This is a genomic window from Ideonella sp. FW305-24, from assembly GCF_058788035.1.
In genome coordinates this window covers 93,961-110,544 of sequence record NZ_JBYTAI010000007.1, presented here as the reverse complement: position 1 = coordinate 110,544, position 16,584 = coordinate 93,961, and the positions used below count along the sequence as shown (strand labels likewise).

Annotated in this window: 15 protein-coding genes; 13 read left to right on the top strand and 2 right to left on the bottom strand. The window is 70.0% G+C overall.

Going from position 1 to position 16,584, the window contains the following annotated elements; genetic code table 11:
* Positions 1–32 precede the first annotated feature (32 nt).
* A complete protein-coding gene (locus tag AC3WR5_RS19515) occupies positions 33–1,091 on the bottom strand; it encodes a DUF3108 domain-containing protein (protein WP_492486452.1) in 1,059 nt (352 codons plus the stop codon).
* Positions 1,092–1,186: 95 nt separating this feature from the next.
* Between AC3WR5_RS19515 and AC3WR5_RS19510 the strand changes: the two genes are divergently transcribed.
* The 9 genes from AC3WR5_RS19510 to AC3WR5_RS19470 all read left to right on the top strand — a co-directional run bounded on the left by AC3WR5_RS19510 (position 1,187) and on the right by AC3WR5_RS19470 (position 13,299).
* Positions 1,187–2,155: a fumarylacetoacetate hydrolase family protein gene (locus AC3WR5_RS19510; RefSeq protein WP_492486450.1), complete on the top strand. Its 969-nt coding sequence runs from the start codon at positions 1,187–1,189 to the stop codon at positions 2,153–2,155.
* A 4-nt stretch (positions 2,156–2,159) separates the two neighbouring features.
* Positions 2,160–3,236 carry a TraB/GumN family protein gene (locus tag AC3WR5_RS19505; protein WP_492486448.1) on the top strand — a complete coding sequence of 359 codons (1,077 nt, stop codon included), beginning with the start codon at positions 2,160–2,162 and terminating at the stop codon, positions 3,234–3,236.
* 22 nt (positions 3,237–3,258) lie between these two features.
* Complete coding sequence (locus tag AC3WR5_RS19500; RefSeq protein ID WP_492486446.1) at positions 3,259–3,924, top strand: PhaM family polyhydroxyalkanoate granule multifunctional regulatory protein; 666 nt, start codon at positions 3,259–3,261, stop codon at positions 3,922–3,924.
* Positions 3,925–3,960: 36 nt separating this feature from the next.
* Positions 3,961–5,166, top strand: a complete 1,206-nt coding sequence (locus AC3WR5_RS19495) for an FIST signal transduction protein (RefSeq protein ID WP_492486444.1) — start codon at positions 3,961–3,963, stop codon at positions 5,164–5,166.
* Between the two features lie 198 nt (positions 5,167–5,364).
* Entirely contained in the window at positions 5,365–6,870 is a 1,506-nt protein-coding gene (locus AC3WR5_RS19490) for an FAD-linked oxidase C-terminal domain-containing protein (protein WP_492486442.1), read from the top strand.
* A gap of 152 nt (positions 6,871–7,022) precedes the next feature.
* On the top strand, positions 7,023–8,162 hold the full coding sequence (glcE, locus tag AC3WR5_RS19485; RefSeq protein WP_492486800.1) for a glycolate oxidase subunit GlcE: 1,140 nt from the start codon (positions 7,023–7,025) through the stop codon (positions 8,160–8,162).
* A gap of 7 nt (positions 8,163–8,169) precedes the next feature.
* Entirely contained in the window at positions 8,170–9,456 is a 1,287-nt protein-coding gene (gene glcF / locus AC3WR5_RS19480) for a glycolate oxidase subunit GlcF (RefSeq protein ID WP_492486440.1), read from the top strand.
* A 258-nt stretch (positions 9,457–9,714) separates the two neighbouring features.
* The gene (locus AC3WR5_RS19475) at positions 9,715–10,458 is read left to right on the top strand and encodes a substrate-binding periplasmic protein (RefSeq protein ID WP_492486438.1); all 744 of its coding nucleotides are present in this window, start codon (positions 9,715–9,717) and stop codon (positions 10,456–10,458) included.
* A 12-nt stretch (positions 10,459–10,470) separates the two neighbouring features.
* Entirely contained in the window at positions 10,471–13,299 is a 2,829-nt protein-coding gene (locus tag AC3WR5_RS19470; RefSeq protein WP_492486436.1) for an ATP-binding protein, read from the top strand.
* Between the two features lie 21 nt (positions 13,300–13,320).
* Here AC3WR5_RS19470 and AC3WR5_RS19465 read toward each other — a convergent pair whose 3' ends face one another.
* Positions 13,321–14,400, bottom strand: coding sequence for an ABC transporter substrate-binding protein (locus tag AC3WR5_RS19465; protein WP_492486434.1), 1,080 nt, complete (start codon positions 14,398–14,400; stop codon positions 13,321–13,323).
* Positions 14,401–14,408: 8 nt separating this feature from the next.
* On the opposite strand from AC3WR5_RS19465, the gene AC3WR5_RS19460 reads away from it, so the two are divergent.
* The 4 genes from AC3WR5_RS19460 to AC3WR5_RS19445 all read left to right on the top strand — a co-directional run bounded on the left by AC3WR5_RS19460 (position 14,409) and on the right by AC3WR5_RS19445 (position 16,579).
* Positions 14,409–14,654, top strand: a complete 246-nt coding sequence (locus AC3WR5_RS19460) for a hypothetical protein (RefSeq protein ID WP_170201027.1) — start codon at positions 14,409–14,411, stop codon at positions 14,652–14,654.
* Between the two features lie 105 nt (positions 14,655–14,759).
* On the top strand, positions 14,760–15,260 hold the full coding sequence (locus tag AC3WR5_RS19455; RefSeq protein ID WP_492486432.1) for a hypothetical protein: 501 nt from the start codon (positions 14,760–14,762) through the stop codon (positions 15,258–15,260).
* A 112-nt stretch (positions 15,261–15,372) separates the two neighbouring features.
* Complete coding sequence (locus AC3WR5_RS19450) at positions 15,373–15,837, top strand: hypothetical protein (RefSeq protein WP_492486430.1); 465 nt, start codon at positions 15,373–15,375, stop codon at positions 15,835–15,837.
* A 121-nt stretch (positions 15,838–15,958) separates the two neighbouring features.
* Positions 15,959–16,579, top strand: a complete 621-nt coding sequence (locus tag AC3WR5_RS19445) for a hypothetical protein (RefSeq protein ID WP_492486429.1) — start codon at positions 15,959–15,961, stop codon at positions 16,577–16,579.
* Positions 16,580–16,584: the final 5 nt, after the last annotated feature.

The following is a 16,584-nucleotide window of genomic DNA, read 5'->3' as shown; positions in this document are numbered from 1 at the left end:
TTGCCCTGCAGATGCCGGCCCGCCGGCCGAATTCAAGGGCTGGTGCTGTGGCCGGGCGGCGGCGCCGAGGCGGAAGTCTCGGCTGGCGGTGGCAGGCCGTCCAGCAGCGTCAGCGTCAGGCTGTTCTCTCCCGGCACAGTGGTGAAGCGCAGCTGGGCCGGCAACATGTCGCGTTCGCGCGCCAGCCAGACCTCGATGCGCTGGTCATACGGCCGCTGCGGCTCGCGCACCAGCCGCCAGGCGGGCAGCGGGTGGGCCTGGTTCGGCAACTGCAGCGGCGGGCCGGCCTGCACCTCGAACTGCCAGAAGTCCAGGTCGCCGCGCACCGTGGCCACCGGCAGCGTGACCAGCGTGCCCACGCCCACTCCCAGCCTGTCGCTCCCCGCGAGCGCCTGCACGATCATCGGCAGCTGCAGCAGCCAGCTGGCCCTGTCCTGCGTGCCTGGCATCAGGCGCTGCATGCCGCTGGGGCCGGAGAAGCTGATCAGCTGCTTCTCGCGCTGGAAGTTCACCGCATGCTGGTCCTTGCCGCGCTTGCGCTCGACCATGCGCACCGGCAGCAAGCCCTGGTCACCCAGCTCGCCGCTGCTCTGCCAGTCCTGCTCGCCTCGCCCGCCTGGCAGGCTGACCTGCCAGTGCAGCGTGTAATGCTCGCCCTGTGCATCGGGCTGCCACAGCAGCTCGGCCTGGCCGGGTTGGCCGTCGTTGCGCTGCGCGCTGTAGCGCAGTTGCAGAGGCTGCGGCAGCGTGAGCGTCGGCAGTTCCGGCATCAGCCCGCCGATGTCCGGCAGGCCGGGTTCCGCGCCTTCTTGCGCGATGTTGTCCGGCGAAGTCTCCAGCGCCGCGGAGGCCGCGGTGCTGGCCACGGCAGGCGGCCGGGCCGCGGTTTGCGGCGGTGGCTTCGGCTTTGTGGCCGGTTGCGCGCTTGGCGCGGCCGCGATAGGCGGCGGCAGCCGCACGGCGGCCAGCGTGACGCTGGCGCTGCGCTTCGTTGGCACCACCGGCGGCGTCCAGCGCCAGTCGCGCCAGTTCGGTGCCAGCAACAGCAGCCCGTGCGCCAGCAGCACGGCGGCCACGATGCCCAGCAGCACACCGCGATGACGGGGGGCGGCGGGCGAGGGCGGAAGGGCGTTCTGCGTGGTCACAGGCGCATTGGACAATACTGTCGCGCCACTTCCGCATTCTGATGAAACTCGCCACCTACCAAGACGGCTCGCGTGACGGGCAACTGGTCGTCGTCTCGCGCGACCTGAGCACCGCCCACTACGCCACCGGCATCGCCAGCCGGCTGCAGCAGGTGCTGGACGACTGGAACTTCCTGTCGCCGCAGCTGCAGGACCTTGCCATCACGCTGAACCACGGCAAGGCCCGCCATGCCTTCCCGTTCGAGCCGGCCAAATGCCTCTCGCCACTGCCGCGCGCCTACCACTGGGCCAGCAGCGTGGCCTACCTGCAGCATTTGCGGCTGGCCCATGCGCAACGCGGCGAGGCCTTGCCCGAAGCCCTGCTCGGCGAGCCGCTGCTGGCCCCGGCCGCGAGCGACCAGTTCCTCGCGCCCTGCGCGGAGCAGCGCTTCGCTGGCGTGGACGGTGGGCTGGACTTCGAGGCCGGCCTGGCGGTGATGACAGGCGACGTGGCCGCTGGTGCCTCCAGCGCGCAAGGCCTGGACGCCGTGCGCCTGCTGCTGCTCAGCACCAGCTGGTGCCGGCGCGAAGCTGCTCCCACGGGTGCCGGCCTGCTGCCGGGCCGGCCGATGACCGCCTTCGGTCCGGTCGCCGTCACGCCCGACGAACTCGGCGAGGCCTGGCAGGGCGGCAAGGTTTCGGCCACGCTGCAGGTCAGCTGGAACGGCCGCAAGATCGGCCAGTGCGACACCGGCAGCGACATGAGCTTCCACTTCGGCCAGCTCATCGCCCAGCTGGCGCGCCAGCGGCCGCTGGGGGCCGGCAGCCTGGTCGGCAGCGGGCCGGTCAGCAACCAGGACCCGGCCAAGGGCGTGGCCTGCCTGGCCGACCAGCGCGCCCGCGAGGCCCAGGCCGGCGAGGTGCGCACCGCCTTCGCGCAATACGGCGACACGCTGTACGTGGACCTGAAGGGCCGCGACGGCCTGAGCGTCTTCGGCGCCGTTGAACACAGCGTCACCGAGGTGGAATAAGCGCATGCCCTTGCCGATCCGCCGCCTGTTGGCTCACTGCGCCCTGCTGCTTTCCGCGTGCTTCGCCTTGCCGGCACCCGCCGCCGATCCCGTCGCCGAGCTGCCCGCCTCGGCGCCTGCGCCAGCGGCGTCCCAGCCTGTCGACCCGGCCTGCCCGCCAGCGCCGGTCGAGCCCACCGCCGAGGAAGTCCGCCAGGCCATGGCCCAGGCGCGCGACCATGGCCTGCTGTGGAAGCTCAAGCGTGATGGCCGCACCTCCTGGCTCTACGGCACCGTGCACGTCGCCCAGCGCGACTGGATGTTCCCCGGCCCTGCGGTGATGGCTGCGCTGCGTGGCTCGCAGGAACTGGCGCTGGAGCTGGACCTGCTGGACCCGCTGATCATCGAGCGCCTGACCGCGCTGACCCGCCAGCCGGCCGACGGCCCGCTGTTGCCCGCCGCGCTGGCCGAGCGCCTGGGCAAGGCCGAGCAGCAGGCCTGTCTCGGCGGCGTGCTGCAAGGCCTGCGGCCGGAGATCCGCGTGGCCACCTTGACCGCGCTGGTGCTGCGCAGCGAAGGCCTGGACCCGAGCTGGGGCGTTGACAACTTCCTCGCCGGCATGGCGCATGGCATGGGCAAGAAAGTGCACTCGCTGGAAACCCCGGAGCGCCAGATCAAGCTGCTGCTGGGCGACGACGCCGCGGCGCGCGCCGCCATCGTTGGCGAAGGCCTGGACGAACTCGCCCAGGGCCAGGCCCAGCGCACGCTGCGTCGGTTGGTCAACGCCTGGGCCGCGAGCGACTACGCCACGCTGGCTTCCTACCCGCAGTGGTGCGACTGCCTCAACAGCGCCGAGCAGCGCCAGGCCATGCGCAAGCTGCTGGACGAGCGCAACGTGGCGATGGCCGCGGCCATCGCCCGGCTGCACCAGCGCGCGCGTGGCGTCTTCGTCGCCGTTGGCAGCCTGCACATGATCGGCCCGCACGGCCTGCCGGCGCTGCTGAAGGCGCGCGGCTACGAAGTCGAGCGGGTGAGCTTCACCGCGCCCCCGGGGCCGGGCGCAGAATCGGCATCGTCAGGCCGTGCGGCCCCCTCGAAATAGAAACCAACAGGAGACAGCGCCCATGTCAGAAACCCCCTCGTTCATGAAGATGGTGCCAGGCTTCGAGTTCCTGCAAGGCATGGTCAAGAACGCCGGTGCCGCGATGCCGGCCATGGGCCAGTGGGTCGCGCCTACGCTGAACCTCGAAGAGCTGGAAAAGCGCATCAACGAACTGCGCACGGTGCAGTTCTGGCTGGAGCAGAACGCGCGCCTGCTGGGCACCACCATCCAGGCGCTGGAAGTGCAGCGCATGACGCTGTCGACGCTCAAGACCATGAACGTCTCGATGACCGACCTGCGCGAGTCGATGATGCTCAAGCCGCAGGCCGCGGCGCCCAGCCCGGCACCCTCGGCGTTCGCTTCCGCTTTTGCCTCGCCACCACCACCGCCGCCACCGGCTGCGGCGGCGCCTGCGCCCGAACCTGCGGCTGCTGCGCAGGTCGAAGGGCCGCCTCCTGGCGTCGTGGACCCGATGCAATGGTGGAGTGCGCTGACCAAGCAGTTCGGTGAACTCGCTGCTTCGGCGATTGCAGAGACGCCGCGCCAGGCCGCCACCACGCCCGCGCCTGCGGCCGGCGCCAGGAAGACCGCCGCGCCGCGCAAGGCCGCGGCCCGCAAGCCTGCTGCGCCCAAGGCCGCAGCGCCTGCGCCGGCAGCCAAGGTCCGCAAAGGCCGGGCGGGCCATTGAACCCGTTTGTGTTTTCCCCCACGATGAATTGCCACCATGAATGACACCGGCTTGTCAGGCTTTCTGCAAGCCCATGCCACCCACCCCGACGCCCGCATGGCGCTGGCGCTGGTGGCCGCGCAACTGGAAGCCCAGCGTCAGCTGCGGCCCGAGTTCCGGCCCACCTTGGCGCTGATGTACCTGACCGAAGCCTACGCACGCCAGGCCGAGGCCTTGCTGGCCGATGCGCAGGCGCGCTGGCCCGGGCTCAGCGTGGTCGGCACCATTGGCACCGGCGTGGCAGCCTGTGGCGTGGAGTACCAGGACGAGCCGGCGCTGGTGATGCTGATGCTGGACCTGGCGCCCGCCAGCTTCCAGGTTTTCAACGGTCGCCGCCCGCTGGACGAAACCTGGCAGACCGGCGCCTGGAGCGCGCTGGTGCATGCCGACCCGGCCACGCCCGAGCTGGCCGAGCTGCTGGTCGAACTGGCCGAGCGCACGGGTGGCCGCTACCTGTTTGGCGGCTTGTCCAGCGCACGCCAGGTGCACACGCTGCAGCTGGCTGACGGCGTGTTCCGTGGCGGCCTCTCTGGCGTGGCTTTTGGCCGAGAGGTGTCCTTGCTGTCACGCGTGACCCAGGGCTGCGTGCCGCTGGGCCCGGTGCGTACGGTCACCCAGTCCGACCGCAACCTGGTGCTGCAGCTGGACGGCCAGCCCGCACTGCCGCTGCTGCTGGCCGACCTGGGCGTGGCGCTGACGCCGCCCGAGCCACTGATGCAGCGCCTGCGCACCACGCTGGCAGGCCTGACCGACGCTGGCGAGCAGGCGCGTGGCCTGGGCGGCCAGTTTGGCCAGCACACCCGCGTGCGCCACCTGATCGGGCTGGACCCGGGCCGCCAGGCCGTCGCCGTGGCCGACCTTGTGCAACCCGGCATGCAGTTGGCCTTCTGCAGGCGTGATGCCGACGCCGCCCGGCGCGACCTGGTGCGCATCTGCGCCGAGCTGCGCGAAGAGGTCGAAGGCAGCGACGACCTCGAAGCCAGCGGCCTGGTCGGCCCCCGCCAGCGCATGGCCGGCGCGGTCTACATCAGCTGCACCGGCCGCGGCGGCGCCCTGTTCGGCGGCAGCTCAGCCGAACTGCAGCTGGTGCGCCACGCACTGGGCGAAGTGCCGCTGGCCGGCTTCTTCGCCGCCGGCGAAATCGCCGGCCACGACCTCTACGGCTACACCGGCGTACTGACGGTGTTCACCACAGCAGCCTGAGCCAGGCCCTCGCCACCGAGTGCCGCGCCGCCGGGGATTCCCCCGATTTCAGTTGGCATTGTTTCGACCGGCCTGCCTGCGCCAGCGCAGTAAAGTCGGGTATCGCCCTTTTGCGGGGCGCCTGGGCACCAGGCTGGTGTCGACCAGCTGCTGCTAGCCTTTTGCTGCTGATGCCCTCTGACAAGGGGCTGCTTTGCGATGACAGCTGTGACCGATGGGGTTCTTGCCGGGACGGGGCCGGACCGGCGTGCCCGGCAGGCCGAGATCGTGGCGGCACTGCAGCCGCTGCTGCCTGCGCATGCGCTGCTGTGGCAGGCCGAGGACACGGTGCCGTATGAGTGCGATGGGCTGACGGCCTACCGCGAGCGGCCGCTGCTGGTGGCGCTGCCGGAAACCGAAGCGCAGGTGGCGGCGGTGCTCAAGGCCTGCCATGGCCTGAACGTGCCGGTGGTGGCGCGCGGCGCGGGCACCGGGCTTTCCGGCGGGGCGATGCCCCATGCAATGGGCGTGACGCTGGGGCTGGCGCGCTTCAACCGCATCGTGCAGATCGACAAGTACAGCCGCACGGCGGTCGTGCAATGCGGCGTGCGCAACCTGGCGATCAGCGAGGCGGTGGCGCAGCACGGGCTGTATTACGCGCCCGATCCGTCGAGCCAGATTGCCTGCACCATCGGCGGCAACATCGCCGAGAACTCCGGTGGCGTGCACTGCCTGAAATACGGGCTGACGCTGCACAACGTGATGAAGCTGCGCGGCTTCACCGCCGAGGGCGAGCCGGTGGAATTCGGCGGCGACGCGCTCGACGCGCCGGGTCTGGACCTGCTGAGCGTGGTGGTTGGCAGCGAGGGCATGCTGGCGGTCATCACCGAGGTCACGGTCAAGCTCACGCCCAAGCCGCAGCTGGCGCGCTGCATCATGGCCAGCTTCGGCGACGTGCGACATGCGGGCGACGCGGTGGCCGCCATCATTGCCGCCGGCATCATCCCGGCCGGGCTGGAGATGATGGACAAACCGATGACTGCGGCAGTGGAGGACTTCGTGCATGCCGGCTACGACCTGGACGCCGCGGCCATCCTGCTGTGCGAGAGCGACGGCACGCCCGACGAGGTCGAGGAAGAGATTGGGCGAATGAAGGCTGTGCTGGTCGGTGCCGGCGCCACGCGGCTGTCCGTCAGCGAGAACGAGGCCCAGCGCCTGAGGTTCTGGAGCGGACGCAAGAACGCCTTCCCGGCTTCGGGCCGCATCAGCCCGGACTACATGTGCATGGACTCGACCATTCCGCGCAAGCGCCTGGCCGACATGCTGCTGGCGATTGCCGGGATGGAAAAGAAGTACCGCTTGCGCTGCTGCAACGTCTTCCATGCCGGCGACGGCAACCTGCACCCGCTGATCCTGTTCGATGCCAACGACCCGGACCAGTTGCACCGCTGCGAACAGTTCGGCGCCGACATCCTGGAGACCAGCGTGGCGATGGGCGGCACGGTCAGCGGCGAGCACGGCGTGGGCGTCGAGAAGCTGAACTCGATGTGCGTGCAGTTCAGCCCCGAGGAGCGCGAGCAGATGCTGCGCCTCAAGGCGGCCTTCGATCCGGCTGGCGTGCTGAACCCCGGCAAGGTCATCCCCTCGCTGCACCGTTGTGCCGAATACGGCCGCATGCATGTGCGCAAGGGCTTGCTGGCCTTTCCGGAACTGGAGCGCTTCTGATGAGCGAGCCCTCATCGACAGAGATGAACCAAGCCACCGGCCCGGCAGCGGATGCGGTGCCGCGTGACCTGCCGGCCGCCGTCGAAGCCAGCACCGAGATTGCTCTCGGCGCGTCAATCTCGGCCGAGGCGGGCGCCCCAAGCGTGCCGGCCATCGAGCCGGCGCTGCGCCGCATCCTGGACGTGGTGCGCGAGGCGGCGGCGCACGAGCGCGCGCTGTGCCTGCGCGGCAGCGGCAGCAAGGACTTTCTCGGCGGCCCGCTGCTGGGCGAGCCGCTGGACCTGCGGCCGCTGCGCGGCATCACCTCGTACGAGCCGACCGAGCTGGTGGTGACCGCGCGCGCCGGCACGCCGCTGGACGAGCTGGAAGCGGCGCTGGCCGAACACGGCCAGTGCCTGCCGTTCGAGCCGCCGCGGCTGGGGCGCGATGGCGCCGGCCAGCCGCTGGGCGGCACGGTCGGCGGCATGGTCGCCTCGGGCCTGGCCGGCCCGGCGCGTGCGGCGGCAGGCTCGGTGCGCGACCACGTGCTGGGCGCCTGCCTGCTGAACGGCCGCGGCGAGCTGCTGCGCTTTGGCGGCACGGTGATGAAAAACGTCGCCGGCTATGACGTGTCGCGCCTGCTGGCCGGCTCCATGGGCGTGCTGGGCGTGATCTGCGAGGTCTCGCTGAAGGTCTTGCCGCGCCCGCCCGCCACGCGCACGCTGCGCTTCGACATGGACCAGGCCAACGCGCTGCGCCACCTCAACGAATGGGCCGGCCAGCCGCTGCCGCTGCAGGCCAGCGCCTGGTGGGACGGCATCCTGGTGCTGCGCCTGGCGGGCGCCGAGGCGGCGGTGGCCTCGGCCGCACGGCTGCTGGGCGGCGAGGCCATTCCGCCGCCGCTGGCCGCGGGTTTCTGGGCCGGCCTGCGTGACCAGCGCGACGAATTTTTCCTGCACGCCGAGGCCGTCCTGGCGGCGGGTGACGGCGAGTCCACAGGCTTTTCGTTGTGGCAGCTGTCGGTGGCGCCGACGGCGCCGCGGCTGGAGGTGGCCGGCGAGACGCTGCTGGAATGGGGCGGCGGCCGGCGCTGGCTGCTGAGCCGCGAGCCGGCCGGGCGGGTGCGCGAAGCGGCGCTGGCCGCGCGCGGCCATGCCACGCTGTACCGCCGCGGCGCAGGCACCGCGGCACCGGACGACGGCGCCATCTTTGCGCCCTTGTCGGCCCCGCTGCTGCGGCTGCACCAGCAGCTCAAGGCCGCCTTCGACCCGCAGCGCATCTTCAACCGCGAGCGTCTTCATCCGCAGCTTTGAACGACCGATGCAAACCCACTTAGCTCCCGAATTCGCCGGCACGCCAGACGGCGAGGCTGCCGAGGCCATCCTGCGCAGCTGCGTGCACTGCGGCTTCTGCACCGCCACCTGCCCGACCTACCAACTGCTGGGCGACGAGCTGGACGGGCCGCGGGGCCGTATCTACCTGATGAAACAGGTACTCGAAGGTGCGCCGGTGACCACGGCCACGCAGACCCACCTGGACCGCTGCCTGACCTGCCGCAACTGCGAGACCACCTGCCCGAGCGGCGTGCAATACGGCAACCTGGTGGACATCGGCCGGCGCATCGTCGAGCAGAAGGTCGAGCGGCCGGCGGGCCAGCGTGCGCTGCGCTGGCTGCTCAAGGAAGGGCTGACCTCGCCGGCTTTCGGCCCCGCGCTGGCCGTTGGCCGGCTGGTGCGCCCGCTGCTGCCGGCTGCGCTGAAGGCCAAGGTGCCGCCGCGCGCCGGCCCGCAGGCCCACCGCTGGCCCACGCGCCAGCACCCGCGCAAGGTGCTGATGCTGATGGGCTGCGTGCAGCCTGGGCTGATGCCCAACATCAATTCGGCCACGGCCCGCGTGCTGGACGCCGCCGGCATCCAGACCGTGGTGGCCGACGAGGCCGGCTGCTGCGGCGCGATCCGCAGCCACCTGAACGACCACGAGGGCGGCCTGAACGACATGCGCCGCAACATCGACGCCTGGTGGCCGCTGGTCGAGGGTTTGGGCGGGGACAGCAAGGTCGAAGCCATCGTGATGAATGCCAGCGGCTGCGGCGTCACGGTCAAGGAATACGGCCACGCGCTGGCCCGCGACGCCGACTACGCCGACAAGGGCGCGCGCATCAGCGCGCTGACACGTGACCTCAGCGAGCTGCTGCCGGACCTGGTGCCTCGGCTGCAGCCGCTGCTGCAAGGCCGGCTCACGCGCGAGCAGCAGGCGGCCGGCAAGCCGGTGCCGCTGGCCTACCACCCGCCTTGCACGCTGCAGCATGGCCAGCAGCTGCGTGGCGGCGTGGAAACCCACCTGGCCGCGCTGGGCTTCGACCTGCGCACCGCGCCGGTGGACAGCCACCTGTGCTGCGGCTCGGCCGGCACCTACGCCATCCTGCAGCCCGAACTGTCTGGCCAACTGCGCGAGCGCAAGCTCAAGGCCCTGGCCGGTGCGCCGGGCGACACCATCGTCTCCGGCAACATCGGCTGCATCCAGCACCTGGGCGCAACCAGCGCGCGGCCGGTGCGGCACTGGGTTGAGGTGCTGGACGATGCGTTGAGTGCCGCCATCGGCCAATGAAGCACCCGATGAACCTGACTTATTCACACGATCGCCCCCTGTTGGTGCGGCCCTGGCTGGCATAAAGTCGGGCGCAGCATTGCGGAGGGCGTGCAGGTGAGGCAGCAGCAGGATCGGCCATGCCAGCGCCGGGCAGGGTGGCACCAGGGGGTGGGCTTTTGGCTTGGCGGGATAGCGCTGGCCTTTGCAGGCAGCGCCTGGGCCGCAGGGCAGCCCGCGGGTGAACCAGGCCCCGCCGCGTCCGCCGCCGCGCCTGCCGTGGCCCCGGTAGCCGGCCGCCCGGCCAAGCCGGACTGCAACCGCAGCTACAGCCTGGCGCTGCACGAGCACGGCCTGTTGTATTCGGCCCAGACCGGCCAGGGCATCGACCAGGACATGGCCACCGAGCTGGCGCGCCGCAGCGGCTGCCGCATCAGCGTCTCGGTGATGCCGCGGGCCCGCATCTGGCAGCTGATCGAGGCCGGTTCGCTGGACTTCAGCCTCTCGGGCATCACCAATGAAGCCCGAGACAAGTACGCCGCCTTCGCCTGGTATTTCGCCAACCCCTACCACCTGCTGGTGCGCAAGGACGCGCATGTGCGCAGCATTGCCGAGTTCGAGCGCAACGACCGGCTGCGGCTGGGCGCCATCCGCAGCTTCCGCTACAGCCCGCAGGCCAACGAACTGATGGACGGGCTGGCTGCCGACGGGCGCGTCAGCTATGCCACCGGGCTGGATCCGCTGTACGAGATCCTGCTGGCCAACCGGGTGCAGGCGCTGATCATCGAGCCCTTCGACTTCCCGATGGTCGAGGGCGGCCGCTTGCGCGAGCAGACCACGCTGCTGTCCTTCGGCGACCCGCCGGTGCCGCATGGGCTCATCATGTCGCGTCGCGCGCTGTCCGCCGCCGAGCAGGCCGCCTGGCGCGCGCTGGTGGACGAGATGCGGGTCGACGGCACGGTGCAGCGCATCTTCGAGAAGTATTTCAAGCCCGACATGGCGCGCAGCCTGACCCAGTTCTGAGCCGCCCACCCGATGCCGCCGCCCTCGCTGTCCCGCTGGTTCCGACGCGCCAGCCATTGGCTGGGTCAGCGGCCGCGCGGCGACGCCGCGCAGGCCTGGTGGCTGCGCGCCGGCTGGCTGCCGCTGTTCGTCGGCGTGCTGTCGCTGGCGGTCACCGGCTGGCTGTGGCGGCATGAATACCAGGTCAGGCGCGAGCTGCTGCAGTCGGCCTTCCATGCCTCGCTGCGCCAACTCAGCGGCCGCATCGACCAGCGCCTGGCCAGCTACGAGCAGATGCTGCGTGGCGCGCAAGGCCTGCTGGCCGCGAAGGGCCCGCTGAGCCCGCCCGAATTCGAGCGCTACATGGATTCGCTGCTGGCGGGCAGCAATCACACTGGCTTGCGCGCGCTGGCCTATCACCCGGCGCCGGGTGTGCCGGCCGAGCTCGCTGGCACGCGCCTGTCAGCTCCCGGCCAGCCGGGCGACCCTGGCCATTTCGCCGGCAACCCCTGGCTGGACCCGCAGCTGCGCCCGGCCATGCTGCAGGCGCGTGACGCCGGCCAGGTTGCGCTCAGCGGCCGCGTGGCACTGGTGCCGCGCGCGGGCCATCCGACCGGCAGCGGCTTCCTGATGTTCCTGCCGGTCTACCGCGGCGAAGCGGGCTCCCGGCAGGACGGCGGGCTGGCCACGCCCGGCCTGGGCCTGGCGCCGGCCGCCCGGCAGGCGCGGCTGGTGGGCTGGGTCTGGGCCACGTTTTCGGTCGAGGACATGATGTCCAGCCTGTACGGCGAGCGTGTGCCCGGCCTGGGCTTGAGCCTCTACGAAGGCGTGACACCCGAGCCCGGCGCACTGATGTACCAGGCCAGCGGCAGCCAGCCCGACGAGGGTAGCGACGCCGTGGCCGCCAGCGCGCCACCGGAGGACGACGGCAGCGCGCCGATGGAAGCCCAGGAATACCTTGCGCTGGCCGGCCGCAGCTGGACCCTGGTGGTGCGCAGCGAGCCCGAGTTCGAGCGCCGCATGGGCGGCGGCGCCACCCGCGCCATCGCCGCCGCCGGCCTGGTCCTGAGCCTGTTGCTGGCGGTGCTCACCTCGCAGCTGCAGCGCGGCCGCGCCCAGGCGCTGCGGCTGGCGCGTTTTGCCACCGGCGAGCTGCGCGAGAGCGAGGCGCGCTACCGCCGCATCGTCGAGACCACCAGCGAAGGCATCTGGATGCTGGACGCCGAAGGCCGCACCAGCTTTGCCAACCCACGCCTGGCCTTGATGCTGGGCTGGCCGCTGCGCGCACTGCAAGGCCAGCCGCTGGGCGACTTTCTCGCGGCCGACAGCCCGCCATTGCCACAGCTGCCGTGGCTGCACGAAGGCGCGCCCGCCCCTGGCGGCGACCAGACGGGCCCGGCCGCCGCCTTGCCCACGCTGCAGTGCGAGCTCTGCCTGCGCCGAGCCGATGGTCAGCTGCTGTGGGCCGAGCTGTCGTTCAGCTGCATTCCGGCCGCGGCCGGCCAGCCGCCGGGGGCGCTGGCGATGGTCAGCGACATCACCGCGCGCAAGCAGGCCGAGCGCGAGCAGGCCAGGCTGGAGGCGCAGCTGCGCGAGTCGCAGAAGCTCGAAGCCATCGGCACGCTGGCCGGCGGCATCGCGCACGATTTCAACAACATCCTGGCCGCCATCCTCGGCAATGTCGCGCTGGCCCGCCAGCAGCTCGCCACCATGGCGAAAGGCGAAGCGGTCGCCGCCCAGGAAACGCCGGGCCGCCCCAAGTTTCCTGATCCCCCTCGGGGGGCGGGCGGGGAGCAGCCCAGCCCTGGGGGCCTTCATGAATGCCTGGGCCGCATCGAGGAGTCCGGCAGCCGCGCGCGCAGCCTGGTGCAGCAGATCCTGGCCTTCAGCCGCCAGCAGGCGCCTGCGCTGCTGAGCCAGCCGTTGCAGCCGCTGGTCGAAGAGGCCGCCAGGCTGTTGCGCGCCACGCTGCCGGCCGGCGTGCAGCTGGAGCTGGTGCTCAGCAGCACCCCACTGCCGGTGCGAGCCGACGCGACGCAGATCCAGCAGGTGCTGATGAACCTCTGCACCAACGCCTGGCACGCGATGAATGGCCGCGGCAACGGGCGCAACAGCGGCCGCATCGAGATCGGCCTGGCCGCGCAGTCCCTCAGCGCGCCGCTGCCCGAGCGCCTGGCTGGCCTGGCGCCCGGCGACTACGCTAGGCTCTGGGTGAGCGACGACGGCTGCGGCATGTCGGCCGACACGCTGGCGCGCCTGTTCGAGCCCTTCTTCACCACCAAGGGCGTGGGCCACGGCACCGGCCTGGGCCTGGCCGTGGTGCACGGCATCGTGGCCACCCACCGCGGCAGCATCACGGTCGACAGCAGCCCCGGCGCTGGCAGCTGCTTCACGCTCTACCTGCCACTGGCCGATGAACCCGTCGCGCAGCCGCCCAGTGCGCCAGCCCCGGCGCCTGCCGGCACCGCCGGCCAGGGCGAACACGTGCTGGTGGTCGACGACGATCCTGCGATCGGCCTGATCGTCGAACGCCTGCTGCAAACCGCCGGCTACCGCGTCACCTTGTTCGAGCAGTCGCCTGCCGCGCTGACCGAACTGCGGCACAACGCTGCGGCCTACGACCTGCTGCTCAGCGACTTCAACATGCCCGAACTCTCGGGCCTGGAACTCGCCCAGGCCAGCGCCGAACTGCGTCCCGAACTGCCGGTCGTCATCAGCTCAGGCTACCTGTCCGACGAAGTGCGGCAGGCGGCCAGGGAGGCCGGCGTGAAGGCGCTGCTGCAGAAGGAGTTCAGCGTGGAGCAGCTGCCGGCGCTGGTGCGGCGGGTGCTGGACGAGCGGCCGAAGAGGCCGCCTGCTTGACCCGCAGCCTCGGCGGCAGGCTCAGCGCCGGACCTTGCAGTCCTCCGTCAGCACCGTCAGTTCAACAAAGCGCGGACCCGCGCGCTCCTGCGGCGAAAAGCCCACGCGCACGCCGCCGAGGTCCAGGTCGCGGAAGCTGTCCAGCGCCGCGGCCAGCTTGGCCGACGTGGGATTGGGGCCGGCCCGCTTGAGGCCTTCGACCAGCAGCTTGGCGTTCAGGAAGCCTTCCATGGCCGCGAAATTGACCGGTGGCGGCGATTCCATGCCTTTGCGCGATGCCTGGAACTCGTTGACCACGGCCACGCCGATGTTGGTCGGGTGCGGCACCACCTGCGAGATCGCCACGCCGCGGCACTCGCTGGCCAGCTCGGTGAAGAACTCCTGGCCGTTGACGTTGGACACGGCAATGAACTGCGGGTGGGACCCTCTGGCCCGCATCGCGCGGATGAACAGCGCGCAGCCCTTGGGCGTGCAGGCCATCAGCACGGCCTGTGGCTCGGCCGCGGCAATCTTCGCAACGGCAGGCGCCACCTGCATGTCCTGCCGGTTGAAGCTTGCCGAAGCGACCTCAGTCATCTTCTGCGACTTGATGGCTGTCTCGAAGTGGTCGCGAACTTCCTTGCCAAATGCGTCTTCCTGGAAGAACACCGCCACCCGGCTGATGCCCATGGTGCCGATCTGCTGCACGATCTTGGCCGCCTCGTCGGCGTAGCTGGCGCGCAGGTTGTAGACGTAGTCGTTGCCTGGCTTGCGCAATGCCGCCGCACCGGTGATCGGGGCCACCAACGGAATCTTGCGTTCCTGCACCATCGGCAGCACGGCCTGCACCGTGGGCGTGGAGCGGTAGCTGAACAGCGCGATGACGTTCTTGTCGTCGATCAGCGTCTTGGTGTTCTCCACCGCGAGTTTCGGGTCGCGCTTGTCGTCCAGCGAAATCAGGCGGATCTTGCTGCCGTTGACCCCGCCGCGCGCATTGACGGCCCGGAAATACGCTTCCGCGCCTTCCACGTTGTCCTTGGCGGAAGCCTCCCCCGAAAGCTCGGCCGACTGGCCGATCAGGATGTCACTGGCACGGGCCAGCGGCGCGGCGGACAACAGCATGGCGGAACATGACAACAGGCCTGCGTGCAGCAGCCTGGACAGGCGGCGGGAAAATGGCATTCGGCGCTTTCGATGAAATCAACCCCAGATCCGGCCGGCATTGTGGCTGCGACGCCATGCGAGGTGTTGGGCACGGTGTTGCTGGCAGGGAACATTCGGCCTCGGCGCCGCCGACATTCGCCATGCAAGGCAAATACGTGCTGGGGTTTGCGGCAGCGCATGAACGAGCTCATTTCTTGCCGTTCAATGTCTGAATCGATCTGCCAGCCTTCTTCTGTTGGGGCGGGCTTCGCGTCGACTTGACGGAGGCCGGCTCGCTCGATAAAACGAGCGCCAGTCGAAGACGGGAGGGAGCCGCATTGCGACAAGTCAGGGTGGGTGGCGCGAGCAAGGCCGAACTGCTGGCCCAGCTCGAGGCCGCAGGTGTGGCGCTCAACGAAGCCGGCAAATCGCTCTTTGCAGACGAGCGTTTCACGACCTCTGCGGTGACTTCGCTGCGGGAGGTCGTCGAGCTTGCCGTTGCCGAATTGGGCTTCGCCGAGGGGGCGACCTGGGCGCAAGTGATCGAGCGAGCGATGAGCCAAGGCCTGACGCCGTGCCCGCTTGAACTTGGTCCGCATCTCCGGCTCCAGTTCCTCGACCAGGCCGAAGGCTTTGTCGGGCAGCCGGTCACGCAGCACCGCGCGCCACCGGGCTCGCTGACGGTGGCGTCGCTGCCGATTACCGAAGATGACGACACGCCCAAAGGCTTCTACCTGCGGCGGATCGACGGCGTGCTTTGGCTGCGCGGCTACCGGTCCGGCGCCGATCACCTCTGGAGCCCGGAAGACCGATTTGTCTTTTGCCGGCTCGGCACCTGAGGCTTGTACACGGCGCCTTTAAACTGTTGGGACACACGGCGCTGTCTCTTCGACCGCCGTCGGTCTTCATAAAAGCAGGGCTCAGCCGGGGCCGCATCAGGAGGGAGTTTCCATGGATGAATCCGTTTCGTCGCCGCAGCCCACGGCCGTCGCCTTGTCGCCCCGTGAGTTGGCCGCGTCACTGCCGGTCGTGCGGTCCGCTGCACGCTGGTTCTGGTGGATCGCCGGGCTGTCGCTGGTCAACACCGTGATGTCCCAAACGGAGGCCAACACCAGCTTCGTGATGGGATTGGGCATCACCGCCATGTCCGACGCGGTGTTCGCGTCGAACAAGCTGATCGGCTTTGGCATCGACGCCTCTGTGCTGGCCTTCTTCGCGCTGATCGGCCTGCTGGCCCAACGCGGCCAGCTCTGGGCCTTCTATATGGGCACCGCCGTCTATGCGCTGGACGCGCTGATCTACCTCCGCTTCGAAGACTGGATGCCTGCCGGCTTCCACGCGCTGGCGATCTTCTTCATCGTCAAGGGCGTGATGGTGCTGCGCGAAGCCTTGAAGAAGACCACGGGCCAGCGCTGAGGTCGGCAGCCACGGTCGCTGATTCGCGTGTCGTCTTGCGGCGAGTCCTGGCCATGTCATGTCCGCTTGGGCTCACATCCATTCCGTTCACCCAATTGTTTCTTTGTCCTTGGAGGTCTTCTTGAACTTGCGTCCGTTGTTGTTGTCCGTGCTGCTGGTGGTCTTGGGAGGCTGCGCCAGCGAGCCGCCGCCCAAGCCGCGCTTTGTCGAGTCTGCCAGCCAGACCCTGGCACCGCCGCCGCCTGATCAGGCGCAGATCGTCTTCGTGGAGCCGATCAACGCCATCCAGGGCTTGATTCCCGTGGGCATCTTCGAAGTGGATGGCGACAAGCGTTCGCTGTTGGCCACTACCGGTGCGCACAGCAAGGCTGTCGTGCTGTTCAAGCCCGGCCATCACCTACTGATGGCCACCCAGCCTGGCGTGGGGCACTACCTGGATGTGAACGTGGAAGCAGGCAAGCGCTACTACGTGCTGGTTCGCTTCATCTATGCCAATGGCTTCCAGCTGCGTCCGCTGCGGCCAGCCGGCAGTTCCGACTACACCGTGCAGAACAAGGCCTTCGCGAACTGGCTGGCTGAAACGCGCTTTGTCGACAAGACACCCGCCAGCGACGAATACTTCGAGCGGTGGAAGGACCGCGTGGCCGAGAGCCAAGCCGATGGCTGGAAGACCTGGCTGGCCAAGACGCCGCAGGAGCGCGCCGAGCTGACGCTGAATCCGGAAGACGCTGTCTCGCGCTGACAGAT